The organism is Stenotrophomonas sp. 93052_Sma (genome assembly GCF_056481145.1).
This window is the reverse complement of record NZ_CM151134.1, coordinates 2,953,738-2,974,922: the sequence shown is the minus strand read 5'-3', so window position 1 is coordinate 2,974,922 and position 21,185 is coordinate 2,953,738. Positions and strand designations below refer to the sequence as shown.

Below are 21,185 nucleotides of genomic sequence, written 5' to 3'. Positions count from 1 at the left end.
TTGCAGGAATGCGAAGTATGAAGCTTTCCGGTTGTGCCTGCAGGTACGGATTCATCCGGCATCGCGATGGCGGATGAAGGGACTGTAGGCAGTCGCTTCCGCGCACAGCGCCACACCATCCTCGAAGTCCTCGCTGTTGTTGAAGGGCACGGTCGGCCACTGCCGCCATCGCGACAGTCGCTCGCGGTAGGAAAGGGTGGCTGCAACCAATGCTTCGTCGTGGGCCTGCACGCGTTCCGCTGCAAGCCCTGAGCGCACGCCGTGCACCATATGCGGCTCCATCACCTCGAAGCCGACGTAGCGCAGGCTGTACATCAACGGCCACAGCAACAGCCGGGTATCGCCTTCGCGGCCATCGACCGCGCACGCCCGCGCCGAAGAGCCGGTGGTGACGCTCAGCAGCGCACGCTTGCCCTGCATCACGCCGCGCTCGTGGCGTTGCCGGCTGTTGTACATCGGCCCGTAGACCAGCACGCGGTCCAGCCAGCCCTTGAGGATGGCCGGCGCCGCGAACCACCACAGTGGGAACTGCAGGATCACCAGGTCCGCGGCCCGCAGCAGTTGCAGGTGACGCTGCACATCGGCGGGCAACTGGTCGTGTTCGGCGCTGTAGCGTTGTTCGCGCTGGGCATCGAAGCGCTCGGGCTGCAGGCGCCGTGGATGGTGCCAGGCCGCTTCCAGCGGATCGAAGCTTTCTGCATACAGGTCGACCATGTCCACCTGCAGATGGTTGTGCCGCAGCTGCTCGGCCGCCTGCGTGGCCAGGTGGGCATTGAAGGAGCGGGGTTCGGGGTGGGCCAGCAGGATCAGGGCGCGCATGAGGGAGGGGCGTATTGGGATGTGCGACCATCCTCGCGATGCCGGCATGCCCCGGCAATTACGCACTTTGAGGTAACCATGGCCTTTCCCGGTGATATCTATGCCGCCGACTGCTCGGCGCGCGATGCGCTGGCACTGATCTCCGGCAAGTGGGTGATGCTGCTGCTGCCGGCATTGGCCGAGGGCCCGCAACGCAATGGTGCGCTGCTGCGGAAGATCGAAGGCATCTCGCAGAAGGTGCTGACCCAGACCCTGCGGCAGCTGGAGCGCAATGGCCTGATCGAGCGCTGCGATCTGGGCGGCAAGCCTCTGCACGTGGAGTACCGGTTGACCGAGGTTGCGTGCAGTCTGGTAGACACCCTGACCGCGTTGGACCGTTGGGCCGAGCACAATTTCCCGGCGCTGGACGCTGCCCGCGAGCGCTTCGACGCGCGCTAGCGGCGCCTGCACGGCTGCGGGCGTACAATGCGGCCCCGGCGGCCATCCTGGCCCTGCAGACACGCGAGAACCGCCATGACCGACGCCCTGGGTGTGCCGGTGCACGACACCGACGAACACTGGATGCGCCACGCGCTGGCGCTGGCCGAGCGCGCACAACGCGAGTTCGACGAGATCCCGGTGGGTGCAGTGCTGGTCGGTGCCGACGGCCAACTGCTGGGCGAGGGCTGGAACCTCAACATCGCCTCGCATGACCCCAGCGCACACGCCGAGATCGTGGCCATGCGGGCGGGCGGAAAATTGCTGGCGAACCATCGCCTGCTTGGCAGCACGCTGTATGTGACCCTGGAGCCGTGTGCGATGTGCGCTATGGCGATCGTGCACGCGCGCTGTTGCACGGTTGGTCTACGGTGCGAGCGACCCCAAGACCGGTGCCTGCGGCAGCGTGTTCGACCTCATTGGCGATGCCCGCCACAACCACCGGGTGGAGATCCACGGTGGGGTACTGGCCAAGGAAGCCAGCATGCGCCTGACCAACTATTTCCGCGCCAAGCGTGGCAAGCCGCCGCTGTTGCTGGAAGACCACGCCGGCGAGGGCTGAGGGGCGAACGGGTATGATAGGCGCCTCTTTCCATCACCGGTAGGCCGCGCGCCTGCCCAGCAACGAGGCGACACATGGCGGACAACGGCGCGGCCAACGAACGACTGATCTGGATCGACCTGGAAATGACCGGGTTGGATACCGACAACGATTCGATCATCGAGATCGCCACCGTGGTCACCGATGCCCAGCTCAATGTGCTGGCCGAAGGTCCGGAATTCGCCATCCACCACCCGCTGGAAACGCTGGAAGCGATGGATGAGTGGAACCGCAACCAGCACCGCCGTTCGGGCCTGTGGCAGCGCGTGGTGGACAGCACCACCACCCTGGGCCAGGCCGAGGCGCAGACGGTGAATTTCCTGGCGCAGTGGATCCCGGCCGGCCTGTCGCCGATGTGCGGCAACTCCATCTGCCAGGACCGCCGCTTCCTGCATCGCCAGATGCCGCGCCTGGAGAAGTACTTCCACTATCGCAACCTGGACGTCTCCACCGTGAAGGAACTGGCCAAACGCTGGGCGCCGAACGTGGCCGCTGGCGTGGGCAAGAACAGCAACCACACCGCGCTGAGCGACGTGCACGATTCGATCGCCGAGCTGCGCCACTATCGCCAGTTCATGGGCGCGCTGTCCGGCCTGCCGGCTTCCTGATCGGTAGTGCCGGCCGCTGGCTGGCAATTCCAGGGCTTTCGTGAGGTCCAACAGGTTGCCGGCCAGCGGCCGGCACTACGCTTCGTTCAACTCCCTGGCGCTAAGATCGGCGCCATGAACGAGCCCATCCTGCTGCCCCGCGACATTGCCCACGACGCCCGCGACTGGTCCGACCTGCAGCGGGCGGTGACCCTGCTGGAAGCCCCGACCCTGACCGCACGCATGGCCAACCTGGTCGGCACGCCGTTGGAATTCGCGGTGAAGGCGCTGCCCAGTTCGGTCTCCAACCGCATCCATGGCGCGGTGCAGGCGGCGCTGTCCAAGTCGGCGCAGGCGGCGCTGTGGAGCATGGACAACACGCCCGGCAAAGGGGCCTCCACGCGCTGGCACAAGGTGGCGGCAGCCACCTCGGGCGCGGTCGGCGGGGCCTTCGGCTTCGCGGCACTATTCATCGAGCTGCCGGTGTCGACCACCATCATGATGCGCGCGGTGGCCGATGTGGCCCGCAGCGAGGGCTTCGACCTGTCCGAGTTCAGCACCCGCCAGGCCTGCCTGGAGGTGTTCGCGCTAGGGGGTAACTCACCGCGCGATGATGCCAGCGAGACCGGCTATTACCTGGCCCGTGGCTTTACCACCGATGTGATGCGCCATCTGTCGGCCGAACTGGCCGGGCGGGTGGTAACCGGCCGCGACCTGACCCTGGGCGTGGCACCGAAGGAGGCCGGCAAGCTGCTGGCGAAGATGGTGGAGAAGGTGGCCGCGCGCTTCGGCGTGGTGGTCACCGAGAAATTCGCCGCACAGGCGGTGCCGATCGTCGGCGCGGCTGCCGGTGCGACACTCAGTACCATGTTCACCGATTACTACCAGGACATGGCGCGCGGCCACTTCATCGTGCGCCGGCTGGAGTTGAAGTACGGGGAAGATGTGGTGCGCAGCTGCTATGACCGCGTGGCACACGGCGCGGTGAAGATCGAGCCGACTCTGTAACCGGCTTTGGGGTCAGAGCCCTTTGCGTTGCAAAGGGATCCGACCCCGGTTGCGCGTGGGGTCGGATCCTCTTCCGCAGGCAGGGGCTCTGACCCCTGGTCACGCCATCCTTGCCTCGGGGGAACAATTGTTTTGCCAGCGCATGCCTGTTGCGTGGCAGCCGGCATCCCCATCCTTTGCGGCACTCCCCCCCGCAAGAGATTGCCGCCATGATGTTCACTCCTCATCGCCTGGGTGCACTGACGCTGCCCAACCGCGTCGTAATGCCGCCGATGACCCGCTCGCGCTCCTCGGCCGGTAATGTGCCCACTGCCGAAATGGCCGCCTACTACGCGCAGCGCGCCAGTGCCGGCCTGATCGTCAGCGAAGGTACCCAGATCAGCCCGCAGGGCCAGGGCTATGCCTGGACCCCGGGCATCCACAGCCCGGAACAGGTGCAGGGCTGGCGCCGGGTGACCGATGCCGTGCACGCTGCAGGCGGTCGCATCTACGCCCAGTTGTGGCATGTGGGTCGGGTCTCGCACGTGGCGCTGCAGCCTGGCGGTGCCGCGCCGGTGTCGTCGTCGGCGCTGCTGGCCGAGGGCGTGAAGGTGTTTGTCGACCCCACCGGCGCCGGCCCGGAAGCGGGCGTGGGCGAGATGATCCAGCACTCGATGCCGCGCGCGCTGGCCGAGGCCGAGATTCCGGGCATCATCGCCGACTACGCGCAGGCCACCCGCAATGCGCTGGCCGCCGGCTTCGATGGTGTCGAGCTTCACGGTGCAAATGGCTATCTGATCAACCAGTTCATCGACTCGCAGGCCAACCAGCGCACCGACGGCTATGGTGGCTCGCTGCAGAACCGGCTGCGTTTTCTGCGCGAGGTCGTGCAGGCGGTGACTGCAGAAGCCGGTGGTGAGCGCGTTGGCGTGCGTCTGGCGCCGTTGACGACGTTGCAGGGCGCGGTGGACGATACGCCGCAGGCCACCTACCTGGCGGCGGCACACCTGCTGGGCGAGCTGGGCGTGGGCTACCTGCACATCGCCGAGGCCGACTGGGATGACGCACCGCTGATGCCAGTGGCGTTCAAGCAGGCGCTGCGCATGGTCTACCCAGGCACCCTGATCTACGCCGGCAAGTACACCGCCGAGCGCGCCGAGCAGGCACTGGCTGAAGGCTGGGCCGACCTGATCGGCTTCGGTCGCCCGTTCATCGCCAACCCGGACCTGCCCGAGCGCCTGCGTCTGGGGGCGGAGCTGAACCCGCCGGATCGCGCAACGTTCTTCGGCGGTGGTGCGGTCGGGTTCACCGATTACGCGACGCTGGAAGAAAGCGTCACCGCCTGATCCCGGAGGCTGCCGGCCAGCGGCCGGCACTACCGATGTATGGAGATGGGGTGGGTGCCGGCCAGCGGCCGGCACTACCAGGGTGCGCGGGGCAGGGTAGTGCCGGCCGCTGGCCGGCATTTCTGTTTGGGATCAGGGCTTGTCGCGCACCAGCGCATCGGCCTCGACCACGCCGCCATCCTTGCCGTGCAGGTACAGGTGCATGTCCTGCTGCGGATACGGAATGTTGATGCCGGCCTTGTCGAAGCCCAGCTTGAGCTGCTCCAGCAGCGTGACCTTGGTGCCGAACCAGTCGGCCGACTTCACGTAGCAGCGGATGCCAAGATTGATCGCGTGCGCCCCCAGCTCGTAGACGACCACGTCCGGTGCTGGTGCCTGCAGCACGCGCGGGTCGGCCTTCATCAGCGCCAGCGCCGTGTCGCGTGCCAGCTGGATGTTGTCTTCGTAACCGATGCCGATCACCAGTTCGACGCGGCGGGTCGGCTCGGCGGTGAGGTTGATGATCGGTGCGGCGGTGATTAGCGTGTTGGGAATGGTGGTGTGCTGGTTGTCGGCACCGGTGATGACGGTCTGGAAGATGCGCACTTCGCGCACCGTGCCGGTCTGGCCGGCCACGGTCACCACGTCGCCCACGCGGAACGGGCGCAGCGTCACCAGCATCACGCCCGACGCGATGTTGGACAGCGAATCCTTCAGGGCAAGGCCAACTGCCAGGCCAGCGGTACCGAGCACGGCCAGCAGCGGGGTGATCTGCACACCCAGCGTGCCGATCGCCAGCACCACTACGATCACCAGCGACGCGGCGTACACCACGTTGCGCAGGAAACTGCCCAGCATCGGGTCCACGCCCATGCGCGCGGTGGCGCGTGGCATCGCGTTGGACAGGCGTCGTGCCACCCACATGCCGACCAGCAGCACCACGATCGCGGCCAGCAATGGCACGCCGTAGGTCTCCAGCAGGCGTTCCCAATCGAGGGAGTGGAACCAGGGTGTTGCGGCGGGGGCGGGTGGGGCAGTGGCGAGCATGCGGGCTCCTTTGCAGCGGGGGAGGTGGCGCGCGCAGACGCCAGAAACAACAAGCCCCGCAGAGGCGGGGCTTGCATGCAGCTGAAGTATGGGCCGGCGCCGATGAAAGCGACGTCAGCCCTCAGCAATCACGGTCTCAGCCGTTGGCCTTCAGCTTGGCCAGGCGCAGCCAGGTATCGACCACGGTGTCCGGGTTCAGCGACACTGACTCGATGCCTTCCTGCATCAGCCACTCGGCCAGATCCGGGTGGTCGGACGGGCCCTGGCCGCAGATGCCAACGTACTTGCCCTTGGCACGTGCTGCCTTGATCGCCATCGACAGCAGCTTCTTCACCGCCGGGTTACGTTCATCGAACAGGTGCGCGACGATCGACGAGTCGCGGTCCAGGCCCAGGCTCAGCTGGGTCAGGTCGTTGGAGCCGATCGAGAAGCCGTCGAAGATCTCCAGGAACTCATCGGCGAGCAGTGCGTTGGACGGCACTTCGCACATCATGATGATCTTCAGGCCGTTCTCGCCCTGCTTCAGGCCGTTCTGTTCCAGCACCTCGATGACCTTGCGGCCTTCCTCCAGGGTGCGCACGAACGGAATCATGACCCACAGGTTGTCCAGGCCCATTTCGTTGCGCACGCGCAGCACGGCCTTGCACTCCAGCGCGAAGGCGGCCGAGAAGCTCGGGTCGACGTAACGGCTGGCGCCGCGGAAGCCGATCATCGGGTTCTCTTCGTGCGGCTCGTAGTTGCTGCCGCCGATCAGGTTGGCGTACTCGTTGGACTTGAAGTCCGACAGGCGCACGATCACGGCGTTCGGTGCGACCGAGGCGGTGAGGGTGGCGATGCCTTCGGCCAGGCGGTCCACGTAGAAGCTGACCGGATCACCGTAACCGGCGATCTTCTCGTCGATCTTCTTCCTGGTTGCCGCATCCTGGCGGTCGTATTCCAGCAGCGCGTTCGGGTGGATGCCGATGTGGCTGGCAATGATCATTTCCAGACGGGCCAGGCCGATGCCGGCGTTCGGCAGCTGGCCGAAGTCGAAGGCACGTTCCGGGTTGGCCACGTTCATCATGATCTTCAGCGGTGCCGGCGGCATGTTGCCCAGATCGGTGGTGGTGCGCTCGAAGCCGAGCTTGCCTTCGTAGATGAAGCCGGTATCGCCTTCAGCGCAGCTGACGGTGACCAGCTGGCCATCTTCGATGACCTTGGTGGCGTTGCCCGAACCGACCACGGCCGGCACGCCCAGCTCGCGCGCGATGATCGCGGCATGGCAGGTACGGCCACCGCGATTGGTGACGATGGCCGAAGCGCGCTTCATCACCGGTTCCCAATCGGGATCGGTCATGTCGGCGATCAGCACGTCGCCCGGCTGCACGCGGTTCATGTCGTCCAGCGTCTTCACCACGCGGGCCACGCCCGAACCGATCTTGGCACCGACGGCGCGGCCCTCGGCCAGCACGTTGCCGCCCTTTTCGGTCAGCGCGAAGCGCTCGATCTGGGTGGCATGGCTGCGCGACTTCACCGTTTCCGGGCGCGCCTGCACGATGAACAGCTTGCCGCTGACACCGTCCTTGGCCCACTCGATGTCCATCGGGCGGCCGTAGTGCTTTTCGATGACCAGCGCCTGCTTGGACAGTTCCTGCACGTCCTCGTCGCTGATCGAGAAGGTGTTGCGCAGTTCAGCCGGGGTGTCCTCGATCCTGACGCGCTCACCCGGAACATCCGAATACACCATGCGGATGGCCTTGCTGCCGAGCGAGCGGCGCAGGATCGCCGGCTTGCCGGCCTGCAGGGTGGGCTTGTAGACGTAGTACTCGTCCGGGTTGACCGCGCCCTGCACGACCATTTCGCCCAGGCCGAAGGACGAGGTGACGAACACCACATCGCGGAAGCCGGACTCGGTGTCCAGGGTGAACAGCACGCCGGAGGAACCGACGCCCGAACGCACCATCAGCTGCACGCCGGCGGACAGGAACACGTCTTCATGCTTGAAGCCGTGGTGCACGCGGTAGGCGATGGCACGGTCGTTGTACAGCGAGGCGAACACTTCCTTGACCTTGTGCACGACGTCGTCGGCGCCGGTGACGTTGAGGAAGGTTTCCTGCTGGCCGGCGAAGGAGGCATCCGGCAGATCCTCGGCGGTGGCCGACGAACGCACGGCCACGGCCACGTCGCCGCCGCCGTTGTCGGCGCTCAGCTGGGCGTAGGCAGTGCGGATGTCCTGGTCCAGCTGCGGCTGCAGCGGGGCATCGATCACCCAGGTGCGGATTTCCTTGCCCGCTGCGGTCAGCGCGTTGACGTCCTCGACGTCCAGCGTGGCCAGCTTGTCGAAGATGCGCTTGGACAGATCGTTGTGCGCGATGAAGTCCTTGAAGGCTTCAGCGGTGGTGGCATAACCGCCCGGCACCGAAACGCCCAGACCGGCCAGGTTGCCGATCATCTCGCCCAGCGACGAATTCTTGCCGCCTACGCGGGCCAGATCGGCCAGACGCAGTTCGTGCAACCACAGGATGTTCTCGTTCAAGCGCGATGCTCCGTTTGGCCATCGCCCGAGGCGGGCTGGAATGGCCGCGTCCGTAGGAAGAAGCCGATATGATGCCGGGCAGAGTACCGTCGGCACAAGCTTGTGCTGGCGGCCTTTTTAGGCTTCGTGGGGGGTAAAAGCGCGCATGTCGACCATCCGTCCGGTGTTCTACGTTTCCGATGGAACCGGTATCACCGCTGAAACCATTGGGCACAGCCTGCTTACCCAGTTCTCCGGGTTCAGCTTCATTACCGATCGCATGTCGTTTGTCGACGACCCCGAAAAAGCGCGTGAAGCCTGTGCCCGGATCCAGGCGGCAGGGGAGCGGTACCAGGTCCGGCCGATCGTGGTGAACTCCTGCGTGGACCAGAGCCTGAGCCTGATCCTGGCCGACAGCGGCGCGCTGATGCTGGATGTGTTCGCGCCGTTCATCGAGCCGTTGGAGCGTGAACTGGCCAGTCCGCGCCTGGCCCGGGTCGGCCAGGCCCACGGCATGGTCGATTTCGACACCTACCACCGCCGCATCAACGCGATGAACTTCGCCCTGACCCATGACGACGGCATCGCGGTGAACTACGACGATGCCGACGTGATCCTGGTGGCGGTGTCACGCGCCGGCAAGACGCCCACCTGCATCTACCTGGCCCTGCATTACGGGGTGCGCGCGGCCAATTACCCGCTGACCGACGAGGATCTGGAAAGCGACCGCCTGCCGCCACGCCTGCGCAACTACCGGCGCAAGCTGTTCGGCCTGACCATCGACCCGGACCGGCTGCAGCAGATCCGCCAGGAGCGCCGCCCGAACTCGCGCTACGCAAACCTGGACACCTGCAAGCGCGAGGTGGCTGCGGCCGAGGTGATGTTCCAGATGGAGCGGATCCCGACCCTGAGCACCACCCATACCTCGATCGAGGAGATTTCCAGCAAGGTGCTGGCCACGCTGGGGCTGCAGCGCGAGCTGTATTGATCCTCGTCTGGTAGAGCCGGCCGCTGGCCGGCTGGTGGATGAACCCTCGGCCGCGATGCAGAGCTGCCGGCCAGCGGCCGGCACTACCCAGGGGTTGGCTTGCACGTGCGCGCCCCCACGTTGAAGCACCAACGTGTAGGATCGACCCATGGCCCGAGCCTTGCCCCGCACCGAACGCATTCCCCGCCTGAGCCGGCTGAGCTGGCTCATGGGCCTGTACGCGGAAAACTACCGCCATCTGGTGCGTCTGTTCGAACCGGCCGGACTGGTGGCGGGCAGCTACATTTCCTCGATCGGCGACGGCCTGGATGTCCGCCTGGACGTGATCGAGTGCCACCGCTACACGGTGGAACTGCGCCTGACCTACGACCTGGCCGACCCGGTCACCGGTGAGCCGGATCCGTCGGCCTATGTGCGTCTGTACCGTGACGCGCGCCAGGCCGAGACCACCCATTGCTACGTCGGCCGCCGCTGGCAGGACACGATGGGCCTGTATCCGCCGCCGGCGGAGCTGATCAGCCACCGCATGCGGATGAACACCTTCCTCGGCAAGTGGCTGGAATACCTGGCCGAGCGTGGCCACGGTGTCGCCACCCTGCGCCGCGATCCCGACGGCGCCAGTGCGCCTGCCGAGCGTCGCCTGTCGCTGGTGCGCTGATCGGCCATAATCCACGGCTGACCTGCCGCTGGATGCTGCCCCATGCCGTACACCCCGATCGTCGCCACCCTGGGCTACGTGCTATCGCCGGATCGTCGCCAGGTGCTGATGATCCATCGCAATACCCGTCCCGGTGACCACCACCTGGGCAAGTACAACGGCCTGGGCGGCAAGATCGAAGCGGACGAGGATGTGGCGGCCAGCATGCGCCGCGAGATCGCCGAGGAAGCCGGCATCGACTGCACCGGCATGCGCCTGCGCGGCACCATCAGCTGGCCGGGCTTCGGCAAGCACGGCGAGGATTGGCTGGGTTTCGTGTTCGTCATCGATGGATTCGAGGGCACCCCGCACGGCGGCAACCACGAAGGTACGCTGGAGTGGGTGGACCTGGACAAGCTGGACACCCTGCCGATGTGGGAGGGCGACCGCAACTTCCTGCCGCTGGTGTTCGACGCCGACCCGCGCCCGTTCCACGGCGTGATGCCGTACAAGGACGGGCGCATGGTGAGCTGGTCCTTCAGCCGCCTGTGAGCCGGGAAATCGGGTAGCTGCCAACCTTTGGTCGGCACGCTCTTCTGGCAAATTAATACCCGGGCAATATTGACGGGAGAGAATTACCCGGGCAATATTCGCGCATCGCCTCTGATGCCGTTGCCATGCCTGCGTCCCGACTTCCTCCCTTCAGTTGTTTCGACGGCCATCGCCTGGTCGCTTCCGGTACGCCGGAAGTGGCCGCGCTGGCGCTGAAGCAGCTGCGTGCCGACAACGCTGCCGGTCCGCTGCTGGTGTTCGACAACGCCACCGGTCGCACCCGTGATTTCGATACGCGTGGCAGCGACGCAGAACTGCTTTCGCGGGTTGCTGCCGCGTTCCCATCGGCCGTGCAAGCGGACGCCGGAATCGCTCCTGAAGACGCGCCTGTTGCCCCGCGAGGCCGTGGCCGCCCCAAGCTGGGTGTGGTCGCCCGAGAAGTGACCTTGCTGCCGCGTCATTGGGCGTGGCTGGCCGATCAGCCGGGTGGGGCCTCGGTGGTGCTTCGCCGGCTGGTGGAAGCGGCCAGCCGTGCCGGTGCCGACAAGGACCGCCAGCGTCGTGACAGCGAGCGTGCCTATCACTTCCTGCAGACCATCGCCGGTGACCTGCCGGGTTTCGAGGAGGCGATCCGTGTCCTGTTCGCGCATGACCGCGCGGGCCTGGAAGCGGCGTTGCGGAGTTGGCCCGCGGATGTGCGCGCCCACGCTCTGCGCTTGGCCTTCGACGATCCTGCGGACCACATCGACGGCTGAGCCATCGCGCCGTTGCTGAGCGACGGCCCCACCTGACCGCGGGTCCAGACCCGCTTCCCCTGTGCGTGCTTTGCTGGCGGAAACGCCGGGCAGGGCGGCGCCTTGCCCAGAGAACCCCATGAGCCCCCCTGTACATCCGATACCTCCGGCAGCACCCCCGCTGTGGCGCACCTATCTGACCCTGCTGCTGCCGATGCTGCTGACCAATGCGCTGCAGCTGGCCGCAGGCACGCTGGACAACATTTACCTCGGCCATCTGCTCGGCACACAGGCAGTGGCTGCAGCGGCTGCGTTCTTTCCGGTCTTCTTCCTGCTGTTGGCCCTGGTAATGGGCCTGGCGACCGGTGCGATGGTGCTGATCGGCCAGGCCTGGGGCGCGGGCCGCCCGCAGCAGGCACGCGCCGTGGCTGGCAGCGCGGTGGCGCTGATCCTGCTGCTGTCGGTGCTGGTGATGGCTGTGGGCGGCGGCTTCGCGCCACAACTGCTGGTGGCGTTGGGCACGCCGGCAGCGGTCCTCAGTGAGTCCATTGTCTATGCACGCGTGCTGCTGCTGACGGCACCGGTGTTCTTCCTGCTGTGGCTGGCCACTGCGGTGAGCCGCGCGGTGGGCGATGCGAAGACACCGCTGCATGCGCTGCTGCTGGCAACGGTGGTCGGCCTGCTGTGCACGCCGCTGCTGATCCTCGGCTGGGCCGGCCTGCCGCAGCTGGGTTCGGCCAGTGCGGCAGTCTCGGCGGCGTTTGCCTCGCTGCTGGCCCTGGCCTGGCTTATGTGGCGGTGGCAGAGGATGGGGCACCCGTTGGCGCCGGGACGTGAGCTGCTGCGTGCCATCCGTTTCGATGGCGTGCTCATCCGCGCGATGCTGCGCATCGGCGTACCGTCATCGCTGCAGATGCTCAGCCTGGCCATTGCCGAAATCGTGTTGCTGGGCTGGATCAACCGCTACGGCTACACGGCCACGGCCGCCTACGGTGCGGTCAACCAGTTGATGAGCTGGGTGCAACTGCCGGCGATGTCGCTGGGGATCACCGCCACCATCCTCGCGGCGCATGCGATGGGTGCGGGGCGTACGGCACGGCTGCCCGCCATCGCTCGCACCGGTGTGCTGCTTGGGCTGGCGATGCTGAGCGTGGTGGTGCTGCTGGTGATGGCGCTGGCGCCCTGGCTGACCGGGCTGATTCTGGCGGCCGCAGAGGTGCGCGAATTGGCCGCATCGCAGCTGCGCACGGTGGTATGGGGCGTGCTGGCGATGGGAGGCAGCGCGGTGCTGGTCGGAGTGATGCGAGGCAGTGGCACGGTGATGTTGCCAGCGTTGCTGGGCATGGCAGCGGTACTGCTGCTGGAGCTGCCGTTGGCGATGTGGTTGCAGGCGCGGCATGGGCTGGCCGGCCTGTGGTGGGCGTGGCCACTGGGGCTGCTGGCGATGCTGGTGATGCAGGTGTTCTGCTTCGCGCGTTGGCGGCGCCGGGTGCAGGCTGGGTAGTGCCGGCCGCTGGCCGGCAATCCGGAATGCCGCGGCAGCCGGCCAGCGGCCGGCTCTACCACGTGGTCGGATCACCGTCGTTGCGGCGGCTGCGGTGGGCCGACCACTGGTGATGCGGGTGTTCTGTGTTGCTCGCTGGCGGCGGGTGCAGGCCGGCTCTACCACTTCAGCGCCGCTGTGCCAGCAGCAGATGGAAGTGCTTTTCGCGGATCTGGCCGTCATTGCCGGCTGCGGATTCCCGGTGGCTGCGCCAGGCCGAGACGCGGAAGCCCGATACCCGCAGCGCCAGCTCCACCGCGTCCAGCTCATGCAGTTGGAAGTCGGCAGCAAATGGCAGGCTTCGCATGAAGCTGGCGTCGCCAAAGGCCAGGCACAGGCGGCCGCCCCGGCGCAGCACCCGCGCCAGCTCGTCCAGCACCGGCGCCAGGTTCGGCCAGAAGTACAGGGTGTTGACCGCCAGCGCGGCATCCATCGCGGCATCGGCGACCGGCAGCGCATGAGCGTCGCCGTGTCGCATCGCGGCACGCTCGGCCAACCCGGCGCTGGCCAGGCGCTGGTTGCCGGCCTCGACCATGGCGGTGGACAGCTCAATACCCAGATAGTGGCTGTCGGTGGCCTGCAGCATCAGCGGCGCGAAGGCCGCATTGCCGGGGCCGATCTCCAGGACCCGTTCGCCAGTACCGACGGCCAGCAGCCCGATCGCGGCCAGGTTGAGTGCGCCGTTGCTGCGGTTCATCGAGTCAGCCACCGCCAGCGCGGCCTCGCCATGGGGCTGCCGCAGCTGTGCGGCCAGAGTGGGAGCATCCAGCATCATCATCGTCCGTTGCAGAGTTTCGGACGTGGCGGCGGCGGGTCCGCCGGTGACCATAGCGCCGACCTTGTGGCTTGGGAAGTAGGGAAACCCCGCTTCGGGGTGATGAGGAAATGTCCAGCGTCGCAGTCGGTGAGATCTGGTTGTCCACAGGGGGTGTGGATTACGCGTGGGCAACTTTGTGGATAAGCCGCGACAGGCGCCACCCCCCTAGGCTGTCAAGATGGGTGGCGAAAAATTCACCGCCGGTGAGGACAGGTGAGGGAGCGGTGAAGGCTGGGGCCTGCCAGCGCTGTCGCCAGTGGCGGCGCTCGCGGTAACCTGTGGGCCTTGATGCTCCGTGAGACCCCATGAAACGTCACTTCTCGATGCTGCGCGAATTCCAGCTGGCCGACTGGTTCACCCTGGCCAATGCTTTCTGCGGCACCGGTGCGGTCTTTGCCGCAATGCGCTTCCTGCAGGACGGCGAGCGCGGCTACCTGCTGTTCGGCATGGCGTTGATCCCGCTGGCTTTCATTTTCGACGCCCTCGACGGGCGCATCGCGCGCTGGCGCAAGTCCAGCTCCACCCTGGGCCGCGAGCTGGACTCGCTGTCCGACGTGATCTCCTTCGGTGTGGCCCCGGCGGCGCTGGCCTACGCCTGCGGCATGCAGGGCGGCTGGGACTGGCTGGTGCTGAGCTATTTCGTCTGCTGCGGCGTCAGCCGCCTGGCGCGCTACAACGTCACCGCAGAGGCGCTGGCCGGCGACGAGGGCAAGGTCGCGTATTTCGAGGGAACCCCGATCCCGACCAGCCTGGTGCTGGTGATTGTGCTGGCGATCGCCGCCGGTACCGATGCCATCGGCCAGAACATCTGGTTCGGCCAGTGGCAGATCGGCCCGTGGCAGCTGCACCCGATGGTGTTGTTGTTCGCCTTGTCCGGGTCGCTGATGATCAGCAAGACCCTGCGCATTCCCAAGCCATGAGCCAGCCCTGCGGAGGCCTGCGATGACCAGCTCGGCCCACGACGCCGGCAGCAGCGATTTCGAAACCCTGGCCCGGCAGTACTTCGGCGCCTGGGGCGATGCCCTGCGCCACGCCAGCACGCCCGGTGCGCCGGCAGGTGACGACCCCGGCAGCTGGCAACGGCTGTTCGACTGGTGGGGCCAGCTGTTGCCCGAGCAGGGGCAGGGCGCGCCGGAAGATGCCGTGCGCCGCTTCCGCGAACAGGCGGGCAGCTGGTACGGCACCATGCAGGAAGTGGCCGCGCGTTTCGCCGGCCGCGACGCCAGCAGTGCCGATGTGGCACAAGCCTGGCGCGAGGCGGTGCAGGGGCAGGGCGACGGCATGCTGCAGTGGATGCTGCAGGGCGCCCGTGGCAGCACCCACGCTGGCGCCGCTGTACCGGAGTTTGCCGCCTGGCTGCAGCAGTTCCAGCTGCAGGCCGGTCCGTGGCTGCAGAGCCCGGCGTTCGGGCCCGGCCGCGAGCACCAGGCGCGCTGGCAGGCGCTGCTGCGGGCGCAGGAGGAATACCAGCAGCATTCGCGCGCCTATGTCGATCAGATCAAGCAGGCGCTGGATGAGGCCTTCGCGTTGTTCGAGCAGCGCCTGGCCGAGCACGAGCAGCCGGGCAGCCAGCTGACCAGCGCCCGCGCGATGTTCGACCTGTGGATTGAAGTGGCCGAGGAGGCCTACGCCAAGGTCGCCATGTCCGAACCATTCCAGCAGGTGTATGCCGCGCTGGGCAACGCTCAGATGCGCCTGCGCGCCGGCCTGCAGCGCGAGGTGGAACAGATGAGTGAACGGATCGGCCTGCCGACCCGCAGTGAGATGGACGCCGCGCACCGCCGCATCGCCGAGCTGGAGCGCAGCCTGCGCCGACTGCAGGCACAGGTGGCGGCCATGGCCGGTACGGGCGAGGTCGATCCGGTGGCACAGCCGGCGCCGGCGAAGGTGAAGCCGGTCGCGCGCAAGGCCGCGAAGAAGGCCGCGCCGGCAAAGAAGGCGGCTGCGAAAAAGGCGCCTGCGAAGAAGGCTGCACCAAAGGCAGCACCCCGTACCTCCACGCGGACGCGTGACCGATGAAAGGACCGCTGGGCTTCAACGCTGATGACCTGATGCAGGAAACCCTGGCCATGCAGCGCAAGCTGATGGAAGGGCTGAAGCTGCTGCCGCAGGTGGAAGACGTGGACTATGGCGTGACCGCGCGCGAGGAAGTCTGGCGCGACGGCAAGGTGGTGCTGTACCGCTTCGTCGGCGAACAGGCACCGACCCGCCGCACGCCGTTGCTGATCGTCTACGCGCTGGTCAACCGGCCGTACATGGTCGACCTGCAGGCCGACCGTTCGCTGGTGCAGAAGCTGCTGGCGCTGGGGCAGGACGTCTACGTGCTGGACTGGGGCTACCCGGATCGCTCGGAGCGCTTCCAGACCCTGGAGGACTACCTGCTGCGCTACATCGATGGCGCGGTCGATACGCTGCGCGCGCGCAGTGGCGGCCCGGTCGACCTGCTCGGCATCTGCCAGGGCGGGGTGTTCGCGCTGTGCTACGCCGCGCTGCGCCGGCAGAAGCTGGGCAAGCTGATCACCATGGTCACCCCGGTCGATTTCCACACCGCCGACAACATGCTCTCGCACTGGGCGCGGCAGGTGGATGTGGACCTGCTGGTTGACACGCTGGGCAACATCCCGGCCGACCTGATGAATGCCAGTTACCTGATGCTCAAGCCGTTTCGCCTCAACGTGCAGAAGTACGTGGGCCTGCTCGACATCCTCGATGACAAGGCCGCGCTGGAGGATTTCCTGCGCATGGAAAAGTGGATCTTCGATTCGCCGGACCTGGCGGGCGAGGCGTTCCGCGACTTCATCAAGCAGTTCTACCAGGGCAACGGGCTGATGAACGGCACGGTGCGGATCGGCGAAGAGGCGGTGGATCTGTCGAAGGTGACCCTGCCAGTACTGAACATCTACGCCGAGCAGGACCATCTGGTGCCGCCGGATGCCTCGCGCGCAATGCGTGGACGCCTGGGCAGCGAGGATTACACTGAGTCCAGTTTCCGTGGCGGCCATATCGGCATCTACGTGTCCGGTCGCGCGCAGCGCGAAGTGCCGGCCACGATCGATGGCTGGTTGAAGGCGCGCGACGTGTAAGGCTTGCTTCGCTTTTGTAGAGTCGAGATCCTATGTTCGTGGTCAAGCCTGCTGGAAGCAGGCTTGACCCACCTTCAGCATGGCCGGATCGAAGTCCCGGCCGCTTTTGAAGACACCCCAGGCGATCCTGGCCAGCTTTCTGGCCAGGATGTTGAAGACGGCGGTGCTGGGGTGACCGCGTTTTGACAGCTCGTCGTAGAGCGGTTGCCCCTGGCGACACCGCTTGAGCCCCATTGCGGCCATGTAGAGCATCTGGCGCAGCACTGGCGCGCCCTGTTTGGACAGCCGACGCCGTCCCGTTCTGCCGCCAGACTCGTTGGGCCGGGGATCCAGGCCCGTGCAGGCGATCCACGCGTTGGCGTTGGCCAACGGCCAGCGCGTCATGTAGTAAATCAGGTGAGCGGCGACGGCGGGGCCGATACCAGGGATGGTCAACAGGCGCTTGTAGAGCGTGCCATGCTCTCCATCGCGACCCAAGCGCTGCAGTTCGCTTTCCAGCTCGGACAGCGTCCCAGCCAGAGCGCAGAACAGATCTGACAGCTCCCCGGGGGCACTTTTGCTTACCCCGAAGGATTGCTCCAGGCGCGCGTGTCTTTACCAGCGTCTGCCGCTTGCGCAGCAAATCGTGCATCTGTTGCTGCTCATCGGTACGCGGTACGTATTCACGCAGGCGATCGTTCTCCTTCTTCACGTATCGGGCGATCGCTTCGGCGTCCATGGCGTCTGTCTTGCCACGCGAGCCCGTCGCCCGGCCGTAGTGCTTGATCAGACGTGGATTGATCACATAGACAACGTGGCCTGCCTGGCCAGCCATCCGAGCCAACAACTCGTAGTACCGCCCCGTCGCCTCCATGCCAATCCGGCATCGCTGGGGCAAGGTGTTGAGCCACTGGGCTATGCCGGCCCGGGTGTTGGCGATCCTGTCGCCGGCCTTGCGGTCGGCCACTGCCGGTACGAACTCCTTGGAGTCCACGTCCACGCCAATATCGAGAGAATCAGACATTTGTACGGCTCCCAGCTATCTTTAAGGGGCTGGGGTGGTACCGCACCGACGTTAGCTTGCCTACATCGACGATCCCCTTTGGGGGCCGTACGATCCTTTATCGACGTTCGTGTGCGGGATGGGGATCGCTCGACTCGTCTGTCGGCTAGTATCCGCAGATGCATGCTTGACGGTCCCTCCACCCTGGCTCCTACATACCTCGTAGGAGCCGGGAGGAACATACAAGCTTGCTCGACTGCCTTGGAGAATAATGATGTCGCAACGGTTCACGCTGCTGCTTGCCACGCTGCTGCTGGCAGTACCTGTTGCCCACGCCGCACCCAGTACGGATGCACGCCGGGAGATCGCCCAGCTGATCTCCAGCCTGGACGGCTCCCAGTGCCGGTTCCAGCGCAATGGCAGCTGGTACGACGGCAGCGATGCGCGGTCGCACCTGCAGCGCAAGTACGATTACCTGCTGAAGAAGAACATGGTGGACAGCGCCGAGCAGTTCATCGAGCGCGCCGCCAGCCAGAGCAGCATGAGCGGCAAGCCCTATCGCATCCAATGCCCGGGGCAGCCTGAACAGACCGCGGCCGCTTGGTTCGGCGCCCGCCTGCAGGCCCTGCGCCACCGCACGCCGTAGACATAGGGGCGGTGTAGAGTCGAGCCTTGCTCGACTGCTTTTTCCCGTAGCCCAGGAGAACCGCCATGAACACCACGCCGCGCACGCTGTCACGTTCATTGAACGACCGCATGATCGCCGGCGTGATGGGCGGTATCGCCCACCGCTTCGGCTGGAACCCCACGCTGGTGCGGATCGTGTTCGTGCTGGTCTCGATCGGCTCGGCAGCCTTCCCGGGCATCCTGGTCTACCTGATCCTGTGGCTGCTGATTCCCAACGAGGCCGATTGAAGACTCCCGTGACGCCCTGGCCGGTCTGGCTGCGCGCTGCAGGTGCTGGGCGCGGTGTGGACGTCCCCCAATTCACTGCTCGGCCTGATCGGTGGACTGGCCGGCATGCTCGGCGGCGCGACGCTGCGCTGGAGCGGCCGTGACTGTGCGCTGGTTTTCGATCGCTGGCCGTGGGGGCCGGGTGGGGCGATCACCCTGGGCAATGTGATCCTGCACACCGGGCATGACCTGGGCATTTCCTGCCGCACCTATGCGCACCAGGCGGGGTGGGGCGTGGAGCCGCTGATCCGGCTGGATGACCACGAACGCGCGCACGTGTACCAATACATGGTGCTGGGGCCGCTGTACCTGCCGGTGTACCTGCTGTGTGGCGGGGTGAGTGCGCGCAACCCGTTCGAGCGCGGCCGATCATTTCGCCCGGTTCGGGCGTGGCTGGTGGCCGTAGGTTCCAGCCAACGGCGCAGCCCCTCGTGGCTTGGTCGCGGAATACGTTTCATGTGATTGGGCCGGGCGGGGTGGGTTCGCGGGACACGCCGTAAACCCGTCCCTGGGGGCTCGATGGCGCCATCCATGGCGCCAACGGTCCCGCGAACCCACCCCGCCCCGCCCCTGACAGTTTCCGTGCGCGTCCAGCCACGGAGAAGAAATAGAACAGCAGAAGCGGGGTCGCGCTGCGCTTGCTCGCGAGCGGGGCATGGCTTGGCTTGGCTTGGCTTGGCTCTACAGGAAGCAACAAATCAGCCGGCCAAGCTGTTTTTGCTTTTGATCTTCTTTTTTCTTTTCCGTGGGGGAGGCAGGCATCAGGAACCTGTCAGCGGCCGGGAGGGCGGGTGGGGCGGGGTGTCCGCGGCATGGATGCCGCGGCCAAGCCCCCAGGGTGAAGTGACCCCCGAGACTTGGACGGGGTCAGGCGGCCGATTGGGTCTGCTCCCGGTACTTTATCGGGCTCAGGCCTTTCAGTTTCAGTTTGATGCGTTCTTCGTTGTAGTACTGGATGTATTCCACCAGCCCAGCCTCCAGACTCTCGAGGCTGTCAAAGCTGTTCAGGTAGAAGAATTCCGACTTCAGCGTTCCAAAGAAGCTCTCCATCGCCGCATTGTCCAGGCAGTTGCCGCGCCGGGACATGCTTTGCTTCAACGAGTGCTTTTCCAGCATGTGCCGGTAGTTTTCATGCTGGTACTGCCAGCCCTGGTCGGAGTGGATCATGGGGCGCTCATCCGGGGAAAGCTTCTTGATGGCCTCCTCCAGCATTTGACCCACCAGATCAAATACGGGCCGACGCTTGATCTGATAAGCCACGATTTCGCCGTTGTAGAGGTCCATGATCGGCGACAGGTACAGCTTCCTGCCCTGCACCTTGAACTCGGTCACGTCAGTCACCCACTTCTGGTTGGGCCGCTCGGCATGGAACTGGCGATTGAGGTCATTGCCAACCACAACATTGGCCGCCCCCTTGAAGGCCTGGTAGCGCTTCACACGCACCCGCGATTTCAGTCCCATCTCCCCCATCAGGCGCTGAACCCGCTTGTGATTGGTCCGATGGCCCTGATTGGCTAATTCCAGCGTCACCGTGCGATAGCCATAGCGCCCTTGGCTTTGATCGTAGATTGCACGGATGCGCTCGCACAGGGCTGCCTCATCCTGATCCGGATGGGCCAGGACATGGTTCTGGTAATAGAACGTACTGCGTGACAGCTCAGCTGCTTCGAGCAGAAGCGACAGCGTATGAACCTGCCTCAATCCTTGGACGGCTTGCGCTTTGCGTCCTGCGCCGCCTGCTCTTCCCGGATCAAGGCATCGAGTTTTTTTAGGTAGTCGGTCTCCGCACGCAGATAGGCGACTTCCTTGAGCAGCTCATCGCGGCTCATATCTTCAGGTGGCTTGGACGAACGGGTCTTTTTCATCGGCTTTCGGGGCGGCGGCGGAGGGGGTGCCAACGCTTGGGCACCGCCTTGAGCATACAGGCGCCGCCATCGCCCCACCGCGCCGGCATCGCCAATTTGAAAGTAGGTGGTGGCCTCCCGCCCGGACAGGCCGTCCTGGCTCATTTTCTCCAGGACAGCCAGCTTGAACGGGAGGTCATAGGACCGGGCCTGGCGATGAAATCCCCGCCAACCATGCAGCCGATAGGTCGCCACCCAGCGCCTGACCGTGGAGAACTCCAGGCCGTGGCGACGGGCAATGGCTTTGACCGATGTGGAGGTCTTGCAGGCCTCTTTGGCGACCTGCAGTTTGAAACGCGCGTCGTATTTGTTCATGTATCCCTCGGGGTTGGATCTAGCGTCCAACTCCCGGGGGTCACTTCATGGACGGGTTCACGGCGTCCCCGCACTACCCACCCTCCCGGCCAGCCCCCGGGAAACCAGCTTTCCGCGAACAACCAAACCACCCACGAGGGGCTGCGCCGTTGGCGGGAATCCCCCACGGATTCGTTAGCCGGAAGTTAAAGATCCATAAGCATTCTGCTGCGATCCCGCAGTCATCTGCATGCAACCGATCGTCATTAGCCTTCGTGACGTTCCAGTCAGGTTCGACGCGGTAAGCTCTCCCTCGATGAGCTCGCAGCATCGCTCATCGAGTGCAGTACGCAGTAGCAA

General features: G+C 65.8%; 20 protein-coding genes and 3 pseudogenes. 16 read left to right on the top strand and 7 right to left on the bottom strand.

What is annotated here, in order from left to right; all coding sequences use genetic code 11:
- Window positions 1–51: 51 nt before the first annotated feature.
- Complete coding sequence (locus ACZK2V_RS13910; RefSeq protein WP_486322508.1) at window positions 52–819, bottom strand: NAD(P)H-dependent oxidoreductase; 768 nt, start codon at window positions 817–819, stop codon at window positions 52–54.
- A gap of 78 nt (window positions 820–897) precedes the next feature.
- Here ACZK2V_RS13910 and ACZK2V_RS13905 point away from each other — a divergent pair, with 78 nt between their 5' ends.
- The 5 genes and pseudogenes from ACZK2V_RS13905 to ACZK2V_RS13885 all read left to right on the top strand — a co-directional run bounded on the left by ACZK2V_RS13905 (window position 898) and on the right by ACZK2V_RS13885 (window position 4,817).
- Window positions 898–1,257 (top strand): winged helix-turn-helix transcriptional regulator, encoded by a 360-nt coding sequence (locus tag ACZK2V_RS13905; protein WP_329809798.1) that lies wholly within the window; start codon window positions 898–900, stop codon window positions 1,255–1,257.
- Between the two features lie 75 nt (window positions 1,258–1,332).
- Window positions 1,333–1,858: pseudogene (gene tadA / locus ACZK2V_RS13900) on the top strand (tRNA adenosine(34) deaminase TadA).
- Window positions 1,859–1,932: 74 nt separating this feature from the next.
- The gene (gene orn, locus ACZK2V_RS13895; protein ID WP_486322507.1) at window positions 1,933–2,505 is read left to right on the top strand and encodes an oligoribonuclease; all 573 of its coding nucleotides are present in this window, start codon (window positions 1,933–1,935) and stop codon (window positions 2,503–2,505) included.
- A gap of 114 nt (window positions 2,506–2,619) precedes the next feature.
- Window positions 2,620–3,492, top strand: coding sequence for an EcsC family protein (locus tag ACZK2V_RS13890; protein WP_486322506.1), 873 nt, complete (start codon window positions 2,620–2,622; stop codon window positions 3,490–3,492).
- Window positions 3,493–3,701: 209 nt separating this feature from the next.
- The gene (locus ACZK2V_RS13885; RefSeq protein ID WP_486322505.1) at window positions 3,702–4,817 is read left to right on the top strand and encodes an alkene reductase; all 1,116 of its coding nucleotides are present in this window, start codon (window positions 3,702–3,704) and stop codon (window positions 4,815–4,817) included.
- 132 nt (window positions 4,818–4,949) lie between these two features.
- Here ACZK2V_RS13885 and ACZK2V_RS13880 read toward each other — a convergent pair whose 3' ends face one another.
- Window positions 4,950–5,843 (bottom strand): mechanosensitive ion channel family protein, encoded by an 894-nt coding sequence (locus ACZK2V_RS13880; protein WP_486322504.1) that lies wholly within the window; start codon window positions 5,841–5,843, stop codon window positions 4,950–4,952.
- A 136-nt stretch (window positions 5,844–5,979) separates the two neighbouring features.
- A complete protein-coding gene (gene ppsA / locus ACZK2V_RS13875; protein WP_486322503.1) occupies window positions 5,980–8,358 on the bottom strand; it encodes a phosphoenolpyruvate synthase in 2,379 nt (792 codons plus the stop codon).
- 145 nt (window positions 8,359–8,503) lie between these two features.
- Here ppsA and ppsR point away from each other — a divergent pair, with 145 nt between their 5' ends.
- The 5 genes from ppsR to ACZK2V_RS13850 all read left to right on the top strand — a co-directional run bounded on the left by ppsR (window position 8,504) and on the right by ACZK2V_RS13850 (window position 12,752).
- A complete protein-coding gene (ppsR, locus tag ACZK2V_RS13870) occupies window positions 8,504–9,325 on the top strand; it encodes a posphoenolpyruvate synthetase regulatory kinase/phosphorylase PpsR (protein ID WP_006452040.1) in 822 nt (273 codons plus the stop codon).
- Between the two features lie 148 nt (window positions 9,326–9,473).
- Entirely contained in the window at window positions 9,474–9,983 is a 510-nt protein-coding gene (locus ACZK2V_RS13865) for a DUF1249 domain-containing protein (RefSeq protein WP_032130357.1), read from the top strand.
- 42 nt (window positions 9,984–10,025) lie between these two features.
- Window positions 10,026–10,514 (top strand): NUDIX hydrolase, encoded by a 489-nt coding sequence (locus ACZK2V_RS13860; RefSeq protein WP_049462146.1) that lies wholly within the window; start codon window positions 10,026–10,028, stop codon window positions 10,512–10,514.
- A gap of 125 nt (window positions 10,515–10,639) precedes the next feature.
- On the top strand, window positions 10,640–11,269 hold the full coding sequence (locus ACZK2V_RS13855) for a DUF2239 family protein (protein ID WP_049462147.1): 630 nt from the start codon (window positions 10,640–10,642) through the stop codon (window positions 11,267–11,269).
- Window positions 11,270–11,387: 118 nt separating this feature from the next.
- On the top strand, window positions 11,388–12,752 hold the full coding sequence (locus ACZK2V_RS13850; protein WP_032130354.1) for an MATE family efflux transporter: 1,365 nt from the start codon (window positions 11,388–11,390) through the stop codon (window positions 12,750–12,752).
- Window positions 12,753–12,918: 166 nt separating this feature from the next.
- Here ACZK2V_RS13850 and ACZK2V_RS13845 read toward each other — a convergent pair whose 3' ends face one another.
- Window positions 12,919–13,569, bottom strand: a complete 651-nt coding sequence (locus ACZK2V_RS13845; protein ID WP_049398211.1) for a class I SAM-dependent methyltransferase — start codon at window positions 13,567–13,569, stop codon at window positions 12,919–12,921.
- Window positions 13,570–13,913: 344 nt separating this feature from the next.
- Between ACZK2V_RS13845 and ACZK2V_RS13840 the strand changes: the two genes are divergently transcribed.
- From ACZK2V_RS13840 to ACZK2V_RS13830, 3 genes are read left to right on the top strand one after another with little or no spacing between them, the layout of a single operon-like run.
- Window positions 13,914–14,528: a CDP-alcohol phosphatidyltransferase family protein gene (locus ACZK2V_RS13840; protein WP_032130352.1), complete on the top strand. Its 615-nt coding sequence runs from the start codon at window positions 13,914–13,916 to the stop codon at window positions 14,526–14,528.
- A gap of 22 nt (window positions 14,529–14,550) precedes the next feature.
- The gene (phaE, locus tag ACZK2V_RS13835) at window positions 14,551–15,627 is read left to right on the top strand and encodes a class III poly(R)-hydroxyalkanoic acid synthase subunit PhaE (protein WP_032130351.1); all 1,077 of its coding nucleotides are present in this window, start codon (window positions 14,551–14,553) and stop codon (window positions 15,625–15,627) included.
- A complete protein-coding gene (locus ACZK2V_RS13830; RefSeq protein ID WP_486322502.1) occupies window positions 15,624–16,691 on the top strand; it encodes a class III poly(R)-hydroxyalkanoic acid synthase subunit PhaC in 1,068 nt (355 codons plus the stop codon). Before phaE ends, ACZK2V_RS13830 begins: the two co-directional genes overlap by 4 nt.
- A 42-nt stretch (window positions 16,692–16,733) precedes the next feature.
- On the opposite strand, the gene ACZK2V_RS13825 is transcribed toward ACZK2V_RS13830, so the two are convergent.
- Together ACZK2V_RS13825 and ACZK2V_RS13820 are read right to left on the bottom strand one after the other, a co-directional pair.
- Window positions 16,734–17,168, bottom strand: coding sequence for a transposase (locus ACZK2V_RS13825; RefSeq protein ID WP_486322501.1), 435 nt, complete (start codon window positions 17,166–17,168; stop codon window positions 16,734–16,736).
- A 166-nt stretch (window positions 17,169–17,334) separates the two neighbouring features.
- Window positions 17,335–17,694: pseudogene (locus ACZK2V_RS13820) on the bottom strand (IS110 family transposase); the annotation flags it as partial.
- A gap of 253 nt (window positions 17,695–17,947) precedes the next feature.
- Here ACZK2V_RS13820 and ACZK2V_RS13815 point away from each other — a divergent pair.
- The 3 genes and pseudogenes from ACZK2V_RS13815 (at window position 17,948) to ACZK2V_RS13805 (ending at window position 19,033) form a co-directional block, all read left to right on the top strand.
- Window positions 17,948–18,319, top strand: a complete 372-nt coding sequence (locus tag ACZK2V_RS13815; RefSeq protein ID WP_478463769.1) for a YfeK family protein — start codon at window positions 17,948–17,950, stop codon at window positions 18,317–18,319.
- Window positions 18,320–18,384: 65 nt separating this feature from the next.
- Window positions 18,385–18,588, top strand: coding sequence for a PspC domain-containing protein (locus ACZK2V_RS13810; protein ID WP_006374017.1), 204 nt, complete (start codon window positions 18,385–18,387; stop codon window positions 18,586–18,588).
- Window positions 18,585–19,033, top strand: a pseudogene (locus ACZK2V_RS13805) (hypothetical protein). Before ACZK2V_RS13810 ends, ACZK2V_RS13805 begins: the two are co-directional and overlap by 4 nt.
- A gap of 461 nt (window positions 19,034–19,494) precedes the next feature.
- Here the strand turns inward: ACZK2V_RS13805 and ACZK2V_RS13800 are convergent.
- A protein-coding gene (locus ACZK2V_RS13800; protein ID WP_486322500.1) for an IS3-like element ISStma2 family transposase occupies window positions 19,495–20,846 on the bottom strand; the annotation gives its coding sequence in 2 pieces (ribosomal slippage) (window positions 19,495–20,399 and window positions 20,399–20,846; 1,353 coding nt in all).
- Between the last annotated feature and the right edge of the window lie 339 nt (window positions 20,847–21,185).

Excerpts from the sequence above, each read along its gene's own strand:
- ACZK2V_RS13910 (WP_486322508.1), bottom strand. The coding sequence starts at position 819 with ATGCGCGCCCTGATCCTGCTGGCCCACCCCGAACCCCGCTCCTTCAAT.
- ACZK2V_RS13905 (WP_329809798.1), top strand. The coding sequence starts at position 898 with ATGGCCTTTCCCGGTGATATCTATGCCGCCGACTGCTCGGCGCGCGAT.
- orn (WP_486322507.1), top strand. The coding sequence starts at position 1,933 with ATGGCGGACAACGGCGCGGCCAACGAACGACTGATCTGGATCGACCTG.
- ACZK2V_RS13890 (WP_486322506.1), top strand. The coding sequence starts at position 2,620 with ATGAACGAGCCCATCCTGCTGCCCCGCGACATTGCCCACGACGCCCGC.
- ACZK2V_RS13885 (WP_486322505.1), top strand. The coding sequence starts at position 3,702 with ATGATGTTCACTCCTCATCGCCTGGGTGCACTGACGCTGCCCAACCGC.
- ACZK2V_RS13880 (WP_486322504.1), bottom strand. The coding sequence starts at position 5,843 with ATGCTCGCCACTGCCCCACCCGCCCCCGCCGCAACACCCTGGTTCCAC.
- ppsR (WP_006452040.1), top strand. The coding sequence starts at position 8,504 with ATGTCGACCATCCGTCCGGTGTTCTACGTTTCCGATGGAACCGGTATC.
- ACZK2V_RS13865 (WP_032130357.1), top strand. The coding sequence starts at position 9,474 with ATGGCCCGAGCCTTGCCCCGCACCGAACGCATTCCCCGCCTGAGCCGG.
- ACZK2V_RS13860 (WP_049462146.1), top strand. The coding sequence starts at position 10,026 with ATGCCGTACACCCCGATCGTCGCCACCCTGGGCTACGTGCTATCGCCG.
- ACZK2V_RS13855 (WP_049462147.1), top strand. The coding sequence starts at position 10,640 with ATGCCTGCGTCCCGACTTCCTCCCTTCAGTTGTTTCGACGGCCATCGC.
- ACZK2V_RS13850 (WP_032130354.1), top strand. The coding sequence starts at position 11,388 with ATGAGCCCCCCTGTACATCCGATACCTCCGGCAGCACCCCCGCTGTGG.
- ACZK2V_RS13845 (WP_049398211.1), bottom strand. The coding sequence starts at position 13,569 with ATGATGATGCTGGATGCTCCCACTCTGGCCGCACAGCTGCGGCAGCCC.
- ACZK2V_RS13840 (WP_032130352.1), top strand. The coding sequence starts at position 13,914 with ATGAAACGTCACTTCTCGATGCTGCGCGAATTCCAGCTGGCCGACTGG.
- phaE (WP_032130351.1), top strand. The coding sequence starts at position 14,551 with ATGACCAGCTCGGCCCACGACGCCGGCAGCAGCGATTTCGAAACCCTG.
- ACZK2V_RS13830 (WP_486322502.1), top strand. The coding sequence starts at position 15,624 with ATGAAAGGACCGCTGGGCTTCAACGCTGATGACCTGATGCAGGAAACC.
- ACZK2V_RS13815 (WP_478463769.1), top strand. The coding sequence starts at position 17,948 with ATGTCGCAACGGTTCACGCTGCTGCTTGCCACGCTGCTGCTGGCAGTA.
- ACZK2V_RS13810 (WP_006374017.1), top strand. The coding sequence starts at position 18,385 with ATGAACACCACGCCGCGCACGCTGTCACGTTCATTGAACGACCGCATG.